This window comes from Sphingomonas endophytica, assembly GCF_001476895.1.
Classification (GTDB): Bacteria; Pseudomonadota; Alphaproteobacteria; order Sphingomonadales; family Sphingomonadaceae; genus Sphingomonas; species Sphingomonas endophytica_A.
In genome coordinates this window covers 1-15,745 of sequence record NZ_LDTB01000006.1, presented here as the reverse complement: position 1 = coordinate 15,745, position 15,745 = coordinate 1, and the positions used below count along the sequence as shown (strand labels likewise).

Here is a 15,745-nt window from a genome sequence, read left to right as displayed (position 1 = left end):
CTCTATCTCCCCTCAGCCGACCGTCACGACGGTGTCGGAATTGAACGTGTAATCGGGCACCGTCAGGTTCTTTGGCGCCGGTCCCTGCCGGATGCGGGCCGCGGTGTCATAGGCCGAGCCGTGGCACGGGCAGAAGTAGCCGCCGAACGGTCCCTTGTTCTCGCCTTCGCCCGCGCCCAGCGGCACGCAGCCGAGGTGGGTGCAGACGCCCAGCGTGATCAGCCAGTTCTTCTTGCCGGCCTTCGTGCGCTCCTCCAGCGTCTGCGGATCGCGCAGGTCGCCGAGCGGCACCGCATCGGCCTCGGCGATTTCCTTCGGCGTCAGATTGCGGACGAACAGCGGCTGCTTGCGGAAGCTGGCCTTGATCGCCTGGCCGGGTGCGATCTTCGAAATGTCGATCTCGGTCGTCGACAGCGCCAGCACGTCGGCGGAGGGGTTCATCTGGTTGATGAGCGGCAGGACGATCGCGACCGCGCCGACACCGGCAAAGGACACCGCGGCGATATTGATGAAGTCGCGGCGGCGCGGATCGTGCGCCTCCTCATGGTAAGGCGCGGGATCTTCACCCAAGGGGATTTCCTGCTCTGCCATCGCCATTCGCGTTCAACCTCTGCCCGTTCGTCTGTCCGGCGGGTGGGCCGATGCCGCGTGCGACACAGATGCTCCCCGCCAGCGGCCTGCCCGTCCCCACGGCGACCTTTCCGGCCCTGATAGCCATGCCTCCGCCGCTTTGCCAACAGCATTTTGCGGGCGTAGAGGACGCCGCCATGCGGATCGCGCTCTTCCAGCCCGACATTGCGGGCAATGTCGGCACGCTGCTCCGGCTCGGCGCGTGCCTGAATGTCGGCATCGACCTGATCGAGCCGATGGGATTCGCGTGGAGCGACCGCGCGCTCGCCCGATCGGGCATGGACTATGCCGGCCATGTCGAGGTGCGCCGCCACGTCGACTGGGACGCGTTCCTGTCCGGAGTGACGGGCCGGATCGTGCTCGCCACCACCAAGGGCGCGGTGCCGCTGCCCGAGGCGCGGTTCGAGCGGGGCGACGTGCTGCTGCTCGGCAGCGAGGGCGCGGGCGTTCCCGATCACGTCCATGATCGCGCCGACCTGCGCGTGCGGGTGCCGATGCGGCCGGCGATGCGCTCGCTCAACGTCGCGGTGGCCGGCGCGATGCTGGTCAGCGAGGCACTGCGGCAGACGGACGGGTGGCCGACTGATCCGCCCCCGCATCCTTCGGCGTGACCTTGGCGATCGCGGTCAGGACATGGCGGAGCAACCCCGCCTCGTCGTGATGGATATTGTGCCCGCCCGGCATCGCGATCACGGTCGCGCCCGGCACGCGGAGTTGCGGGCACAGGCTGTCGTCCTCCTCCGCCCCCTGGATGCAGGTCAGCGGTGCCCAGGTGAGCGTGTCCGCGGTATCCTTCGCCACGCTGTCGGGGGTGCCGTGATAGGCCCAGCCGGTCGGGTCGGCGCGGAAGTACACGCTGTCGCCGGGCAGCACGAGGACGATCGCGGCGACGTGCCGCCGGAGCTCGGCGGGCAGGTTCGCCAGCCCGGTCTGGACGATGTCCGCGCCATAGGACTGCCCCATCACCACGATCCGGTCGCGCCCGGTACGCGCGATCGCGGTGCGCACCGCCTGCGCCATGAAGGCGTCGACCTCGGCCCGCGTCCGCTTCGTGCGGAACACCGCCGGGGTCGAGATGCCGACGACCGGGATGTGATGCTCGGTCAATCCGCGCGAGGTCGATGCGCCCATCAGGAAGCGCAGGCCCATGTCGCCCGAGATGTTGACGACCGCGATCGGCCTTGCCGGTGACCGCGCGGGATAGACGTGGACGGGATCGCGATCGAAATAGCCCGCCGCGCCGACCGCGGCGCAGACGAACGCCGAACTGACGAGCGAGACGCGGATGCCCCGCCAGAAGGATTTCGCACTCATGGCCCCGATCTGTGCCAGTCCGCCCCCGCCTTGGCCAGCGGCGCGCGACGGGCTAGGAACCGCCACCATGATAACGCTGGATACCGAACAGGCCGCCGCCCGTCAGTGGTTCGAGGAATTGCGCGACCGGATCTGCGCCGAGTTCGAGGCGATCGAGCGCGAGGCGGGATCCGACGCGCGATTCGACTATGTCCCCTGGGATCGCACCGATCCGGGCGGATCGCCGGGCGGCGGCGGCGTGCGCGGCGTGATGAAGGGGCGTGTGTTCGAGAAGGTCGGCGTCAACGTCTCGACCGTCGGCGGCACCTTCGAGGGCGATTTCGCGCGGACCATCCACGGCGCGGGCGAGGATCCCCGCTTCTTCGCGACCGGGATCAGCCTGGTCGCGCACATGGCGAATCCGCATGTTCCGGCCGTGCACATGAACACGCGCTTCCTGGTCACGACCCGGCGCTGGTTCGGCGGCGGCGCGGACCTGAACCCGCCATTGCCGATCGCCGAGGATACCGAGGATTTTCACGCCACGCTGCGGCGTGCGTGCGACGCCCACGACCCGGATCATTATCCGCGATTCAAGAAGTGGGCGGACGAGTATTTCTACATCCCGCACCGACAGGTCCATCGCGGCGTGGGCGGCATCTTCTATGACCATCTGGAGGGCGATTTCGCCGCCAGTTTCGCGTTCACGCAGGATGTCGGGCGCGCGTTCCTGGACGTCTACCCCCGGATCGTGCGGCGGCGCATGGCGATGCCGTTCACCGATGCGGATGTCGCGCAGCAGCGCGCGTGGCGGGGGCGCTACGCCGAGTTCAACCTCGTCTACGATCGCGGGACGCTGTTCGGCCTGAAGACCGGCGGGAACATCGACGCGATCCTGATGAGCCTGCCGCCGGTGGCGACATGGGAGTGACGGCCGGCGGACTGACGCGCGTTCCCGACGATCAGGTCGCGACGATCGTCACCACGCTGGAGATGACCGAGCGGCCGCGTGCCCGCGCTTTACCGGATGCGCCGTTGCGGCTGGTGCGCTGGGATGGTCCCGCGCTGGACAAGTACCGGGCGCTGTTCCGGCGGGTCGGGGCGCCGTGGCTGTGGTTCTCGCGACTGGTGATGGACGATGCCGCGCTCACCGCGATCATCCATGATCCGCGTGTCGAGGTCTATGCGGTGCTGGATCGCGCCGGCATCGAGGTGGGCATGCTGGAACTCGACCTGCGCACCGATGGCGCGTGCGAGATCGGCTATTTCGCGCTGATACCCGAACTGGCCGGACGCGGCCTGGGACGCTGGCTGATGGCGCAGGCATTGATGCTGGCGTGGCGCGCCGGGGTGACGCGGGTGTGGCTTCACACCTGCACCCTCGACCATCCCCGCGCGCTGGGCTTCTATCGCGCGCAGGGTTTCGTCCCCACCGGGCGCACCGTCGAGACGTTCGTCGATCCGCGCGTGACCGGCCTGCTGCCCGCCGACGCGGCGCCTCACGTCCCCTTGCTGGCGCGCACCCGGTAGGCGACGACGCCGAGCAGCAGCGTCGAAAGCGCATAAGCTGCGCCGATCCCCGCGATCAGCGCATCCACGAGCGCGAGCGCGAGCGGATTGGCACTGGCGGGCAGGCGCAACGCCTCGTCCGCCAGCAGCAGCGGCGACACCGCCATCCATTGCGCGAGGAACAGCGCGACCAGCGCACCGGTCAGCGCGCGGTCCAGCCCCTTCGTCATCTTCCAGCTCAGTCGCAGCGCGGCCAGCGGGCGCAGCGCCGGATGCCGCGCCATGGCGGGCACCGCGACGATCAGCCGCGCCTGAAGGTACAGCCCCGGCAGCACCAGCAGCCACAGCCCCATCGCGACCGGCACCGCGATCGCGACCGATGCCATGACGAAGGCGACCAGCCGCACCATCGCCTGTCCCAGCGCCTGTCCGACCGTCACCCGATCCGGATCGAGCAGCAGCAGCGCGATCGCCGCCAGCCCGAAGGCGGCGACCAGCTCGGCCAGCAGGAACCAGACCCCGTTGCCCTGTCCCCAGATCGTCACCGCCTGCATCCACGCCTCCATCACGATCTCGTCGCGCGGCGACGGGGGCAGCGGGGGCACGGGATCGCACAGCAACAATGCCGCGAAGCCTGGCAGGAAGACGAACGTCCCGACGATCGGCAACAGCAGCGCGGCATCGCGCCGCAACAGCCGCCACGCCACCGACAGAAGTCCCGCGAACCCGATCGTCATACCAGCGGCGCCATCCGTTGCTCGCGCTCCACCGCCGCGACGTAGAAGCGGGCGTAGAACACCGACTGCACGACCGTGGTCAGCGCCGAGACGATCGCGCTGACCGTCGCGATGATCAGCGCCGCGACCACGGACTCCCGCCCCAGCGTCAGTCCCGCGACAACGCCGACCACCGATGTGGCGGCAAGCGCGACGACGAATGCCACGACGACATAGAGGAGCAGCACGCCGATCAGCCGCAGCGTCGCGCCACGCGACAGCGCGAAGCTGCGGCGCAACGCCCCCAGTCCGCACCGTTCGTTCACGACGATGCCGAACAGCGGCACGATCCGCGCGCTCACCCACAATCCCAGCGCGACCGTGGCCAGGAACGCGAGTGCCGCCGCCGCGGTCAGCCCGGTGCCGACCGCCGGCACCACCACACCGCCGGCCTTGTTCACGCTGACCCCCGCCAGCGCCATCAGCACGACCGCCGGCGTCAACAGCACGCCCGCGATCACCATCAGCGCCACGACGATCCCGAGCGCCGGCAGCAGCCGCTGGACGGCGATCCTGAACGCGCCGGCGCGATCGACCGCCGGATCGCTGGCCACGGCGGTCATCGCCAGAACGCCGAGGATCATCAGGACGACGCTCGCCAGCGACACGGCCGGCACCAGCACCAGCCACGGGTCGCGGGTCGCGACCAGCAGCCGCACCGCCGTGCCGACGACGGCCGGCAGGACGATGGTGAGCGCGGCGATCGTGGCGAGGATACCGGCGCGTCCGCGCAGGACGTCCACCGTCCGATCCCAGATATCGCCGATCCTGACCATCATCGCCTCTCGGTTCGCGCTCGTGATGCCTGCGGCCTAGGCGGTGCGCCTGCCACTGGCAATGGCCGCGCCGCTTGCCAAGCCGCGAGCGCCACCGCATCTGTCGCGACGTGGAACACATGATCGAACAGCCCGCCCCCGGACCGGACGGGATCGAGTGGCGGGTATCGCCGGGGCTGACCGACTATCAGGTCGCGCTGGCCGAGATGGAGGCGCGCGCCGCAGCGGTCGCGGCCGGCACCGCGCGCGAGCTGATCTGGCTGCTGGAACATCCGCCCGTCTACACCGCCGGCACGAGCGCCGACCCGCGCGAGCTGGTCGATCCGCGCTTCCCGGTCGTGCCGGCCGGGCGCGGAGGACGCTATACCTATCACGGGCCGGGCCAGCGCGTCGGCTATCTGGTGCTCGACCTGAACCGGCGCGGACGCGACGTGCGCTGCTTCGTCCATGCGGTGGAGGGCTGGGTGATCGCCGCGCTGGCGCGACTGGGGATCACGGCGTTTCGCGCCGAAGGGCGGATCGGCATCTGGACCCACGATGCGAGCGGTGCGGAGGCGAAGATCGGCGCGATCGGCATCCGTGTCCGCCGCTGGGTGACGCTGCACGGCTTCTCGGTCAATCTTTCTCCCGATCTCCTGCACTTCACCGGGATCGTCCCGTGCGGACTGGCCGAGTTTCCGGTGACCAGCGCCGCGGCGCTGGGCATGGTTCACGACACTGCAACTTTCGACGCGGCTCTGGCGTTCACCGCCGAGGCCTTCCTCCAAAGCCTGATTTGTGCTGGCGAAAACGAGACTTGAGGGGCCGGTCATCTACGATTAATGTCCACGTCGGTTTGGGAACAAAAAAACGGCCGGTCGGTCGCCAAATCCACAGTCTAGGGAGCAATTTCATGCGTGCAGTCATCACCAAGGTTCTGACCGGTTCGGCGCTCGCGGCCGCCGCCCTCGCGGTTTCGGCTTGCGGCTCGAAGACCGAGAACGTCGACAACACCATGGTCACCGACATGAACGCCACCGAGGGCATGGACACCATGACCGACAACATGACCGCCGTCGACGGCGCGATGAACGGCGGCGCGATGGCCAACGACACCATGGGCAACGACATGATGATGTCGAACATGGGCGGCATGTCGAACGCGATGTAATCTGCCGCACCGGCGATTGTATCCGAAGGGCCGTCCGGGCAACCGGGCGGCCTTTCTTTTGATCCGCACGCCGTAACGACCGTTACGCCACCCGAACAACTATGCGCCGAGGCAACTGATTTGCGCCGAACCGAATCCGATACGCGGCAGATTGCGCTTGGGCCCGGCTGATGATTTGCCGTAAAGACAGTCATGCGGTCGCGGCCGCGCGCGAGGAGTGTTCGGAATGCAAAAGGTGGGGATCGCCGGTGCCGTGGCGGCGCTGGCGGCGGGTGTGCTGATCGCGACGCCCGCCACGGCACAATTCTTTTTCAAGAGCAAGGATCTGCGCGGGGAGCGTGTGCGGGGCGACGAACCCGGGATCGGCCAGATGCTGCCCGGCGCGACGCCCGAGGAACTGCGCGCGGCGATGGTGTGGAACATGCGGGCCGCGCTGAACGTCGCAGCGCTGCAATGCCAGTTCGAGCCGTCGCTGCTGACCGTGCAGAATTACAACGCCATTCTGGCAGATCACAAGCAGGAGCTGGCCAGCTCCTATGCGATGCTCGGCAAGTATTTCGAGCGGGTCGCCAAGACCAAAAAGGACGGGCAGAACGCGCTCGACCAGTTCGGCACGCGCACCTATTCGGGATTTGCGACCGTGGCGGCGCAATATGGTTTTTGCACCACCACGTCGAGCATCGGGCGCGATGCGCTGTATGCACCGCGCGGCTCGTTCGGCGAGATCGCGCTCGGCCGGATGCGCGAAGTCCGCAACAGCCTGACCCCATGGGGCGAGCAGCAATTCCCGCGCTGGGAGGTCCGCCTGCCGCCGGCGTTCCTGCCGCGTTTCGACAAGGCGTGCTGGAAGAAGGACGCGTTCGTCGTGAAGAAGTGCGGCGAGCCGTTCGGAGCCGTCACCTACGCGGCGCGCTGATCCGGCCGACGGGGGCGCCCGGCCGGACGCCCCCGCCCGCGATCAGCGCAGGCCGAGCAGCTTGTGGGTCTGAAGCGACAGGCGCCAGCGCGGCCGCTCCATCACCACGGCCATCGCCGCCGCGACATTCTCCTGCCCCTTCGCGTCGTCGAGCGGCTGGAGAAGGAAGTGCGCGAAGTCCCAGCGCTCGATCGCCTCGATATCGCTGCCGGCCTGCGGCCACACCAGCTTCAATTCGTCGCCGCGCCGCTGCACCGTCTCGCTGCCGGCCTTGGGACTGATGCACACCCAGTCGATGCCGGGATGCACCGCGAGCGTGCCGTTGCTCTCGATCGCGATCTCGAACCCGGCGCCGTGCAGGGCATCGACCAGCGCGTCGTCGATCTGGAGCATCGGCTCACCGCCGGTCAGCACCACGAAGCGTCGCGCGTCCCCCCCGCCCCAAAAGCCCTCCACCGCGGCGACCAGCGCCGCCGCGTCGGCGAACTTGCCACCGCCCAGCCCGTCCGTCCCGACGAAATCGGTGTCGCAGAAGCGGCAGACGGCGGCTGCGCGGTCCTGCTCGCGCCCCGACCACAGGTTGCAGCCGGCGAAGCGCACGAACACCGCGCGCCGACCGGCCTGCACACCTTCCCCCTGAAGGGTCAGGAACATTTCCTTGACGGCGTAGCTCACGACGCGCGGCTCATGACAGCGGCGGGATCACCGCATAATCGGTCGGGTCCGCGATTCCCGCTTCCTCGAATCCCTTGTGACGCAACCGGCAGCTGTCGCACAGGCCGCAATGCTTCGCGCCCGGCGCGGGATCGTAGCATGACCAGCTCATCCCCATGTCCAGCCCCAGCCGTGCGCCCTCACGCACGATATCCGCCTTGGTCATGTGCTGAAGCGGCGCGTGAAACCGGAACGGCGCGCCTTCGACGCCCGCCTTGGTCGCCAGTTCGGCCAGATGTTCGAACGCCGAAATGAACTCCGGGCGGCAGTCGGGATAGCCCGAATAATCGAGCGCATTGACGCCCAGAAACACGTCGCGCGCACCGGCCGCCTCCGCCCAGCCCAAGGCGAGGCTGAGAAAGATCGTGTTGCGTGCCGGCACATAGGTGACGGGGATCGCGTCGCCGACGCCTTCCTTGGGCACCGCGATCGATTCGTCGGTCAGCGCCGAACCGCCGAACGCCGACAGGTCGATCGGCAGGACGACGTGCCGGACCGCGCCGAGCGCGCGCGCGATGCGGCGCGCCGCCGCCAGTTCGACCTGATGCCGCTGATTATAGTCGATCGACAGCGCCAGCAGCGGATGCCCGGCCTCACGCGCAAGAGCGGCGGAAACCAGGGAGTCGAGCCCGCCCGAAACGAGCGCGACCGCAGGAGTAGGACTGGTCATGATGCGGGCGAGCTAGGCCCTGCCCCTGCGGAGTGCAACCGCCGTCGATGCGCGACAGGACCAAAAAAGAACGGGTCGCCGTATTCGGCGACCCGCAGGATGCCCGTCGTCCGGGCGGGGGAGAGAGCATGCCGCCGAAACAGCATGGCTTCCTTATGGGAGATAAAGGTTAATGAAGAGTTAGGCAGAAACGCCGGTCGTTCCTGTTCGACGCGGCGGGGGGACGATTACGCCAGTTCGTCGGCCTTCATCGGGAACACCGTCGAGCAGAAGGCGCAGTCGACCGCGATCACGCCGTCCGCATCGGCCATCTCCAGCCGCTGTTCCAAGGGGAAGCGCGCCAGCACGGAGCGGATATGCTCCAGCGTGCAGCGGCAGCCGCGCGTGACGCCCTGCCCCTCCAGCACGCGCACCTCGCTTTCCTCGTTGAACAGCCGCCAGATGAGCGTCTCGAACGGCAGCGTGGCGTCGGCGAGTTCCTCGACCGCGATCGTCCGGCCCAGCGCCTCGACATGCTCCCACTCGGGATGATCGAGCTTGGTATGCAGCCGTTCGCGCCCCTCCTCCCCCTCAGGCAGATGCTGGAGCAGCAGCCCGCCGGCGACGCATGTGCCGTCCGCCGCCTTTTGCAGGCCGACCCGCACCAGCGTCGGAATCTGCTCGGACTGGTAGAAGTAGCTTTGCGCCGCCTCGGCGAGGGTATCGCCGTCGAGCGGCACGATGCCCTGATATCGCTCGCCGGTGCTGGCGAGGTCGAAGGTGATCGCGAGATAGCCCGGCCCGAACAACGCGAACAGCGTCGGATCGGCGGGGCCGGCGGCGAGCTTCTCCGAATCGAACTGGACGTAGCCGCGCACCTCGCCGCCGCGCCAGTCGCAGACCAGCAAGGTCACGATGCCGTCCTGCGTCTGCGTCTGCATGGTGAGCTGGCCGGCGGGATCCTTCAGCGTCGCGCCGATCAGCGCGGTCAGCGTCAACGCCTCGGCCAGCAGCTTTTCGATCGCGGGGGGATAAGCATGTGCGGACAGGATCGCGTCGAGCGTCGGCCCCAGCCGCACCACACGACCGCGCGCGTGGCGACCGGGAATGGTGAAGCCGAGCGCGCGATCCAGATCGGGGGTGGCGAGATCGGGGGTTTCGCTCATAATTCCTCGTGCAACGATCGCCCAGCCGCTGCCGTCATCCCGGCGCGTGCCGGGATCCAACGCGCCGCGACTACGGCGGCCTCCGTGTCCCCGGAGATATGGATCCCGGCCTGCGCCGGGATGACGGAGGGGTTGGGGGCCGCCCGACCGAGCGGCAACGCCCCTTATCTGGTAACGGCGGCCGCCGCGATCAACCGATCTGGCCGAGGCACCAGCGCAGGATCGATTTCTGCGCGTGGAGCCGGTTCTCCGCCTCCGCCCAGATCAGCGACTGCGGGCCGTCGATGACCTCCGGCGTCACTTCCTCACCGCGATGCGCGGGCAGGCAGTGGAGGAACTTCGCATCGGGCTTCGCCATCGCGATCAGCGCGGCATCGACCTGATAGGGCATCATCGCCGCCAGCTTGGTCTCGGCATGGGCCTGCCCCATCGAGATCCAGGTGTCGGTGACGATGATGTCCGCGCCCTCCACCGCCTCGCGTGGGTCGGAGACGACGCGCGCGCGGCCATTGGCGCGGACGATCGCTTCTTCCTCGGGCTGAAAACCCTGCGGACAGGCGGCGACGACATCGAAGCGCATCAGCGCCGCCGCCTCGACGATCGAGGCCAGGACATTGTTGCCGTCGCCCAGCCATGCGACCTTGAGCCCGGGCAGCGCCTTGCCGCTTTCGATGATCGTTAGCAGGTCGGCCATGATCTGGCACGGATGCGACGCGTCGGTCAGGCCGTTGATGACGGGGACGGTCGCGTACTGCGCCATCTCCTCGACCTTGGCGTGATCGTCGGTGCGGATCATGATCGCATCGACATAGCCCGAGAGGACGCGCGCGGTGTCGGCGACGGTTTCGCCGCGACCGAGCTGCATCTGTCCGGCCTCCATCACGATCGACTGACCGCCGAGCTGGCGGATGGCCATGTCGAAGCTGACGCGGGTGCGGGTCGAGTTCTTCTCGAAGATCATCGCCAGCACATGGCCCGCCAGCGGCGCGTCGGCATCGACGCGCCCCTTCGTCCAGCCGGCGCGCGCCCGCTTGCGGGTCAGCGCATCGTCGAGCATCGCGGCGATCGAGTCCGGCCCGGCGTCGGTAAGATTCAGAAAGTGGCGCATCTTGTTCCCCCTTCCCCGTTCGACGACGGGGTTCAGGCCATCAATCGTCGGCGACCGGCACGTACACCCGCGCCGCTTCGCTCAGCTTCTCGACGCATTCGGCGATATGGCTTTCGTCGATCACCAGCGGCGGCAGGATGCGAACGACGTTCTCGCCGGCCGCGACCAGCAGCAGCCCGTGATGATCCCGGCAGTGCGCGACGAAGCGGCGGCTGTCGCTCTTCAGCTTCAGGCCGAGCATCAGCCCGTGCCCGCGCACCGAATCGAACAGCGTGTCGTGGTTCGGGATCAACTGCTCCAGCGACGACCGCAGCCGCGCGCCCATCTGCGTGACGTGATCAAGGAAGCCGTCGCCCAGGATGACGTCGAGCACCGCTTCGCCGGCCGCCATCGCCAGCGGGTTGCCGCCGTACGTGGAGCCGTGCGTGCCGAACACCATGCCCTTCGCCGCCTCGGCGGTGGCGAGGCACGCGCCGAGAGGGAAACCGCCGCCGATGCCCTTGGCCGCCGCCATGATGTCGGGCGTGATGCCGTAGAGTTCATGCGCGAAGAACTTGCCGGTGCGGCCATAGCCCGCCTGCACCTCGTCGAGGACCAGCAGCAGGCCGTGCTCGTCGCACGCCTTGCGCAGACCGCGCAGGAACTCTTCGCTCGCCGGGCGGATACCGCCCTCGCCCTGGATCGGCTCGACCAGGAAACCGGCGGTGTTACCGTCGATCAGCGCCAGCGCACCGTCGAGGTCGTTGAACTGCGCGTATTTGAAGCCCGGCAGCAGCGGCTCGAACCCGTCGCGCATCTTCGGCTGGTTGGTGGCCGAGATCGTCCCCAGCGTCCGCCCGTGGAAGGCGGTGTCGAAGGTGATGAGGTCGGTCCGCTCCGGGTTGCCGTTGGCGAAATGATAGCGGCGCGCGGTCTTGATCGCGCATTCCACCGCCTCGGCACCCGAATTGGTGAAGAACACCGTGTCGGCGAAGGTGTGGTCGACCAGCCGCTGCGCGAAATGCTCGCCCTGCGGGCTGCCGTACAGGTTGCTGACGTGCATCAGCGTCGCGGCCTGCTCGGTGATCGCCTTCGTGAGCGCCGGATGGCCGTGGCCGAGCGCGTTGACCGCGATGCCGCTGGCGAAGTCCAGATATTGCTGGCCGTCCTCGCCGTAGAGATAGACGCCCTCCCCTCGCACCGGTCGCACGCCACACCGCGGGTAGACGGGCATCAACGGCGGAATGGATGCGTCAGGCGACACGGGGTCTTCTCCTCAACGAAAGCGGGCGGCCCGACACGGACCGCCCTCGCCGGGCCTTGTAGAGGCAAACAGGCGCGCGAACAACACCGCGTCAGCGCGGATCGCGCACCGCGATCGACACCATGGCCAACCCGCCCGCCGCGACCGCCGCATACCAGAGCGCGGCGACCGGCCCGGCGGCAAAGGTGCCCGCCCCGATCACCCCGCCGCCGACCAGCCCGACCCAGAGCAGCAGATAGGGCACGCACGATGCGAACGGCTCGTCCCCGATCAGCACCGCCGCCAGATGCTGCCCGAACTTCACCAGCGTGCCGGTGATATAGGTGACGCCGATGCTCACCTCGCCATCGCGGAGGAACACCGCATTCAGCGCACCCATCGCGCCGGCAAGCACCGCCACCCCCGGCGCGGGCATCGGCACCACGGTCGCCAGCGCCAGCAGCGCCGCGCTCGCCGCGATCACCACCGGCCGCCGCCACGTGCCGCTCGCACGCCCCAGCACCTCGCCCAGCACCACCCCGGCGACGAACCCCAGCACCAGCCCGCCGGCCGTCGTCGCCGCGCCCGAGCGACGGGCGACCCCGACCGCCAGTTGCGTGGTATTCCCGCTCATGAACGACACGAAGAAGCCGCTGAGATGCAGGAAGCCGATCGCATCGACATACCCCGCCAGCGTCGCCAGTCCGACCGCCAGCCACCAGTCGCGGGAGGGATGATACCTCATGCGTCGATCGCTTCCTCGTCCAGCCGGGCGGCATTCTCCTGGATGAAGGCGAAGCGATGGGCGGGGTTGGTGCCCATCAGGCGATCGACCAGATCCTTGACGCCGGCGCGCTCCTCATATTCCTGCGGCAGGGTGATGCGGATCATGCTGCGTTTCGCGGGGTCCATCGTCGTCTCGCGCAGTTGCGACGGGTTCATCTCGCCCAGTCCCTTGAAGCGCCCGACCTCCACCTTCTTGCCCCGGAACGCGGTGCGCTCCAGTTCGGCGCGGTGCGCATCGTCGCGGGCGTAGAGGCTCTTGGTGCCCGCCGTCAGGCGATAGAGCGGCGGCTGCGCGAGATAGAGATGCCCCTGTCGGACCAGATCGGGCATCTCCTGGAAGAAGAACGTCATCAGCAAAGTCGCGATATGGGCGCCATCGACATCGGCGTCGGTCATGATGACGATGCGTTCGTAGCGGAGCTGTTCGGGGCGGCAGTCCTTGCGCGTGCCGCAGCCGAGCGCCTGGATCAGGTCGGCGATCTCCTGATTGGCGAGGATCTTGGCGCTGGTCGCGGAAGCGACGTTCAGGATCTTGCCGCGGATCGGCAGGATCGCCTGCGTCTTGCGATCGCGCGCCTGTTTCGCGGAGCCGCCCGCCGAATCGCCCTCGACGATGAACAATTCGGTGCCGTCCGGGCTGTCGGCGGCGCAATCGGTCAGCTTGCCGGGGAGGCGCAGCTTGCGCGCGGACGTCGCGGTCTTGCGCTTCACGTCGCGCTCGGCCTTGCGCCGCAACCGCTCGTCCATCCGCTCCAGCACATAGCCGAGCAGCGCCTTGCCCCGATCCATGTTGTGGCCGAGCCAATGGTCGAAATGGTCGCGCATCGCCTTCTCGACCAGCCCCGCCGCTTCGGGCGAGGTCAGCCGGTCCTTGGTCTGCGACTGGAATTGCGGCTCGCGAATGAAGACCGACAGCATCAGTTCGCTGCCGACCATCACGTCGTCGGCGGTCAGTTCCTTCGCGCGCTTGTTGCCGACCAGATCGCCGAACTGGCGAAGCCCGCGCACCAGCGCCTGTCGCAAGCCCTGCTCGTGCGTGCCGCCATCGGGGGTCGGGATGGTGTTGCAATACCAGCTGTAGCTGCCCTCGCTCCACAGCGGCCAGGCAACCGCCCATTCCACCTTGCCCTGATGATCCGGGAACTCCTGCTGCCCGGCGAAGAAATCGGCGGTCGCGCATTCGCGGCCGGCGATCTGCTCCTTCAAATGATCGGACAGGCCGCCCGGGAACTGGAATACCGCCTCGGCAGGCGTATCATCGGTGATGAGCGCCGGCGCGCACTTCCAGCGGATCTCGACGCCCGCGAACAGATACGCCTTCGACCGTGCCAGCTTGTAGAGGCGCGCCGGCTTGAAGAGCAATTCGGGGCCGAAGATTTCGGTATCGGGCACGAAGCTGACGGTCGTGCCGCGCCGGTTCGACGCCGCGCCGACATTTTCCAGCGGCCCCAGCGTCTGCCCGCGCGAAAAGCGCTGGCGGTATAACTGCCGGTCGCGCGCCACCTCGACGGTCGTGTCGCTCGACAGCGCGTTGACGACCGACACGCCGACGCCGTGCAGACCGCCCGAGGTCGCATAGGCCTTGCCGGAAAACTTGCCGCCCGAGTGGAGCATCGAGAGGATGACCTCCAGCGCCGATTTGTCCGGGAACTTCGGGTGCGGATCGACGGGCATCCCGCGCCCGTTGTCGACGATCGTCAGGCGGTTGCCGACATCCAGCGTCACTTCGATCCGGGTCGCATGGCCCGCCACCGCCTCGTCCATCGCATTGTCGAGCACTTCGGCGGCAAGGTGATGCATCGCGCGCTCGTCGGTGCCGCCGACATACATGCCCGGACGCCGCCGCACCGGCTCCAGCCCCTCCAGCACCTCGATCGACGACGCATCGTAATTGGCGGGGGCGGCAGTGGCGGACGCGAAGAGATCGGACATGGCCGCATCTATACGGCGGCGCGGGCGCTGGCGCCACCGACACCGTTCGTCGTGGCAGCATGGCCACATGGCGCCACGGCAATGCTTCGTCACGCAACATAACCCATGTCACCGCCGTTGCCCGAGCGTGAAATCTCAGGGAGTTGAGTGGATGAAGGCGTATCTTCTCGCGGCGGCGACGTTGCTGGTGGCGGTCCCGGCTGCGGCGCAGGACATGGGCGCTCAGGACAATCCGAACCGCGATCCGGGCGTCTCGCGCGGCTTTTCGGGCATCTATGTCGGCGCGTCCGGCGGCTATGACGTGCAGCCGAACGATGGCGGCTCGACGATCTTGTTCGACCGCAATCTCGACGGGCGCTTCGGCGACAGCGTCCTGACCGGCGCCGGTGCCAACGCCTTCGCACCCGGCTTCTGCAACGGCGAGGCACAAGGCGCGCAGGGACCGCAGAACGGCGGCCCGGGCTGCCGCAACGACAAGGACGGCTGGTCGTACAATGCGCGCGTCGGGTTCGACACGCAGGTCGGTCGGATCGTGTACGGCGTGGTCGGCGAGTTCGGGAAGACCAACATCACCGACAGCGTGACCGGCTTCTCCTCCACCCCTGCCAATTACGTGATGACCCGCGAGATCGACTGGGAAGCCGCGGTGCGCGCGCGGGCGGGCTATACGCCCAACGATTCGACGCTGTTCTACGGCACGTTCGGGCCGTCCTATGCGCGGATCGATCGCGACTTCTCGTCGAGCCAGAGCACCAACTCCTTCACCCAGAGCGGCAAGCGCAACCAGTTCGGTTTCCAGGGCGGCGGCGGCATCGAACAGCGGATCGGGGACAATTTCTCGATCGGCATGGAATATGTCTATCACCAGTATCGCGATAACGACTTCCGCGTCCGCGCGGCCGGGCCGGCGGGCACGCCCTTCACCAATGCGACGAACGGCGGGACGGTGAACGGGACCGACTTCCGGCGGTCGGACGAGCAGTTCCGCTGGCACAGCCTGCGGGCGACGGCGGCGTTCCGGTTCTGAGGCGACGAGCGGCCTGCGCCATTATGACGCAGGCCGCCCAAACCCGGTCAGCGGGGCGAAGCGCCGTCTGACGACGCGGCTTTGCCGCGGC

18 protein-coding genes are annotated in these 15,745 nt (G+C 68.2%); 7 read left to right on the top strand and 11 right to left on the bottom strand.

Going from position 1 to position 15,745, the window contains the following annotated elements; genetic code table 11:
- Positions 1 to 12: 12 nt before the first annotated feature.
- Positions 13 to 591 (bottom strand): ubiquinol-cytochrome c reductase iron-sulfur subunit, encoded by a 579-nt coding sequence (petA, locus tag NS334_RS02055; RefSeq protein ID WP_428835030.1) that lies wholly within the window; start codon positions 589 to 591, stop codon positions 13 to 15.
- A 176-nt stretch (positions 592 to 767) separates the two neighbouring features.
- Between petA and NS334_RS02050 the strand changes: the two genes are divergently transcribed.
- Positions 768 to 1,241, top strand: a complete 474-nt coding sequence (locus tag NS334_RS02050) for a tRNA (cytidine(34)-2'-O)-methyltransferase (RefSeq protein ID WP_058754323.1) — start codon at positions 768 to 770, stop codon at positions 1,239 to 1,241.
- Here the strand turns inward: NS334_RS02050 and NS334_RS02045 are convergent.
- Positions 1,177 to 1,944, bottom strand: a complete 768-nt coding sequence (locus NS334_RS02045) for an AcvB/VirJ family lysyl-phosphatidylglycerol hydrolase (RefSeq protein WP_153002555.1) — start codon at positions 1,942 to 1,944, stop codon at positions 1,177 to 1,179. The two genes, NS334_RS02050 and NS334_RS02045, sit on opposite strands and share 65 nt — an antisense overlap.
- Positions 1,945 to 2,011: 67 nt before the next feature.
- Here NS334_RS02045 and hemF point away from each other — a divergent pair, with 67 nt between their 5' ends.
- Together hemF and NS334_RS02035 are read left to right on the top strand one after the other, a co-directional pair.
- Positions 2,012 to 2,854, top strand: coding sequence for an oxygen-dependent coproporphyrinogen oxidase (gene hemF, locus NS334_RS02040; RefSeq protein WP_058754322.1), 843 nt, complete (start codon positions 2,012 to 2,014; stop codon positions 2,852 to 2,854).
- A complete protein-coding gene (locus NS334_RS02035) occupies positions 2,845 to 3,453 on the top strand; it encodes a GNAT family N-acetyltransferase (RefSeq protein ID WP_058754321.1) in 609 nt (202 codons plus the stop codon). The genes hemF and NS334_RS02035 overlap by 10 nt, the downstream gene beginning before the upstream one ends.
- Here the strand turns inward: NS334_RS02035 and NS334_RS02030 are convergent.
- Positions 3,423 to 4,169 (bottom strand): hypothetical protein, encoded by a 747-nt coding sequence (locus tag NS334_RS02030; protein WP_058754320.1) that lies wholly within the window; start codon positions 4,167 to 4,169, stop codon positions 3,423 to 3,425. The two genes, NS334_RS02035 and NS334_RS02030, sit on opposite strands and share 31 nt — an antisense overlap.
- Complete coding sequence (locus NS334_RS02025; protein WP_058754319.1) at positions 4,166 to 4,987, bottom strand: hypothetical protein; 822 nt, start codon at positions 4,985 to 4,987, stop codon at positions 4,166 to 4,168. The genes NS334_RS02030 and NS334_RS02025 overlap by 4 nt, the downstream gene beginning before the upstream one ends.
- 116 nt (positions 4,988 to 5,103) lie before the next feature.
- On the opposite strand from NS334_RS02025, the gene lipB reads away from it, so the two are divergent.
- The 3 genes from lipB (at position 5,104) to NS334_RS02010 (ending at position 7,050) form a co-directional block, all read left to right on the top strand.
- Entirely contained in the window at positions 5,104 to 5,784 is a 681-nt protein-coding gene (lipB, locus tag NS334_RS02020) for a lipoyl(octanoyl) transferase LipB (protein WP_058754318.1), read from the top strand.
- A gap of 92 nt (positions 5,785 to 5,876) precedes the next feature.
- Positions 5,877 to 6,134 (top strand): hypothetical protein, encoded by a 258-nt coding sequence (locus tag NS334_RS02015; protein ID WP_058754317.1) that lies wholly within the window; start codon positions 5,877 to 5,879, stop codon positions 6,132 to 6,134.
- A 226-nt stretch (positions 6,135 to 6,360) separates the two neighbouring features.
- Positions 6,361 to 7,050 (top strand): hypothetical protein, encoded by a 690-nt coding sequence (locus tag NS334_RS02010; RefSeq protein ID WP_058754316.1) that lies wholly within the window; start codon positions 6,361 to 6,363, stop codon positions 7,048 to 7,050.
- Positions 7,051 to 7,092: 42 nt separating this feature from the next.
- On the opposite strand, the gene queE is transcribed toward NS334_RS02010, so the two are convergent.
- The 7 genes from queE to parE form a co-directional block, all read right to left on the bottom strand.
- Entirely contained in the window at positions 7,093 to 7,725 is a 633-nt protein-coding gene (queE, locus tag NS334_RS02005; RefSeq protein WP_058754315.1) for a 7-carboxy-7-deazaguanine synthase, read from the bottom strand.
- 10 nt (positions 7,726 to 7,735) lie between these two features.
- On the bottom strand, positions 7,736 to 8,434 hold the full coding sequence (gene queC, locus NS334_RS02000; protein WP_058754314.1) for a 7-cyano-7-deazaguanine synthase QueC: 699 nt from the start codon (positions 8,432 to 8,434) through the stop codon (positions 7,736 to 7,738).
- Positions 8,435 to 8,661: 227 nt separating this feature from the next.
- The gene (locus NS334_RS01995) at positions 8,662 to 9,579 is read right to left on the bottom strand and encodes an Hsp33 family molecular chaperone HslO (RefSeq protein WP_058754313.1); all 918 of its coding nucleotides are present in this window, start codon (positions 9,577 to 9,579) and stop codon (positions 8,662 to 8,664) included.
- A 190-nt stretch (positions 9,580 to 9,769) separates the two neighbouring features.
- On the bottom strand, positions 9,770 to 10,687 hold the full coding sequence (argF, locus tag NS334_RS01990) for an ornithine carbamoyltransferase (protein ID WP_058754312.1): 918 nt from the start codon (positions 10,685 to 10,687) through the stop codon (positions 9,770 to 9,772).
- Positions 10,688 to 10,727: 40 nt separating this feature from the next.
- A complete protein-coding gene (locus tag NS334_RS01985; protein ID WP_428835029.1) occupies positions 10,728 to 11,930 on the bottom strand; it encodes an aspartate aminotransferase family protein in 1,203 nt (400 codons plus the stop codon).
- Between the two features lie 91 nt (positions 11,931 to 12,021).
- A complete protein-coding gene (locus NS334_RS01980; RefSeq protein WP_058754310.1) occupies positions 12,022 to 12,654 on the bottom strand; it encodes a YoaK family protein in 633 nt (210 codons plus the stop codon).
- Positions 12,651 to 14,627, bottom strand: coding sequence for a DNA topoisomerase IV subunit B (gene parE, locus NS334_RS01975; RefSeq protein WP_058754309.1), 1,977 nt, complete (start codon positions 14,625 to 14,627; stop codon positions 12,651 to 12,653). Before parE ends, NS334_RS01980 begins: the two co-directional genes overlap by 4 nt.
- A gap of 151 nt (positions 14,628 to 14,778) precedes the next feature.
- Here parE and NS334_RS01970 point away from each other — a divergent pair, with 151 nt between their 5' ends.
- Positions 14,779 to 15,654: an outer membrane protein gene (locus NS334_RS01970; protein WP_058754308.1), complete on the top strand. Its 876-nt coding sequence runs from the start codon at positions 14,779 to 14,781 to the stop codon at positions 15,652 to 15,654.
- The last annotated feature ends 91 nt before the right edge of the window (positions 15,655 to 15,745 follow it).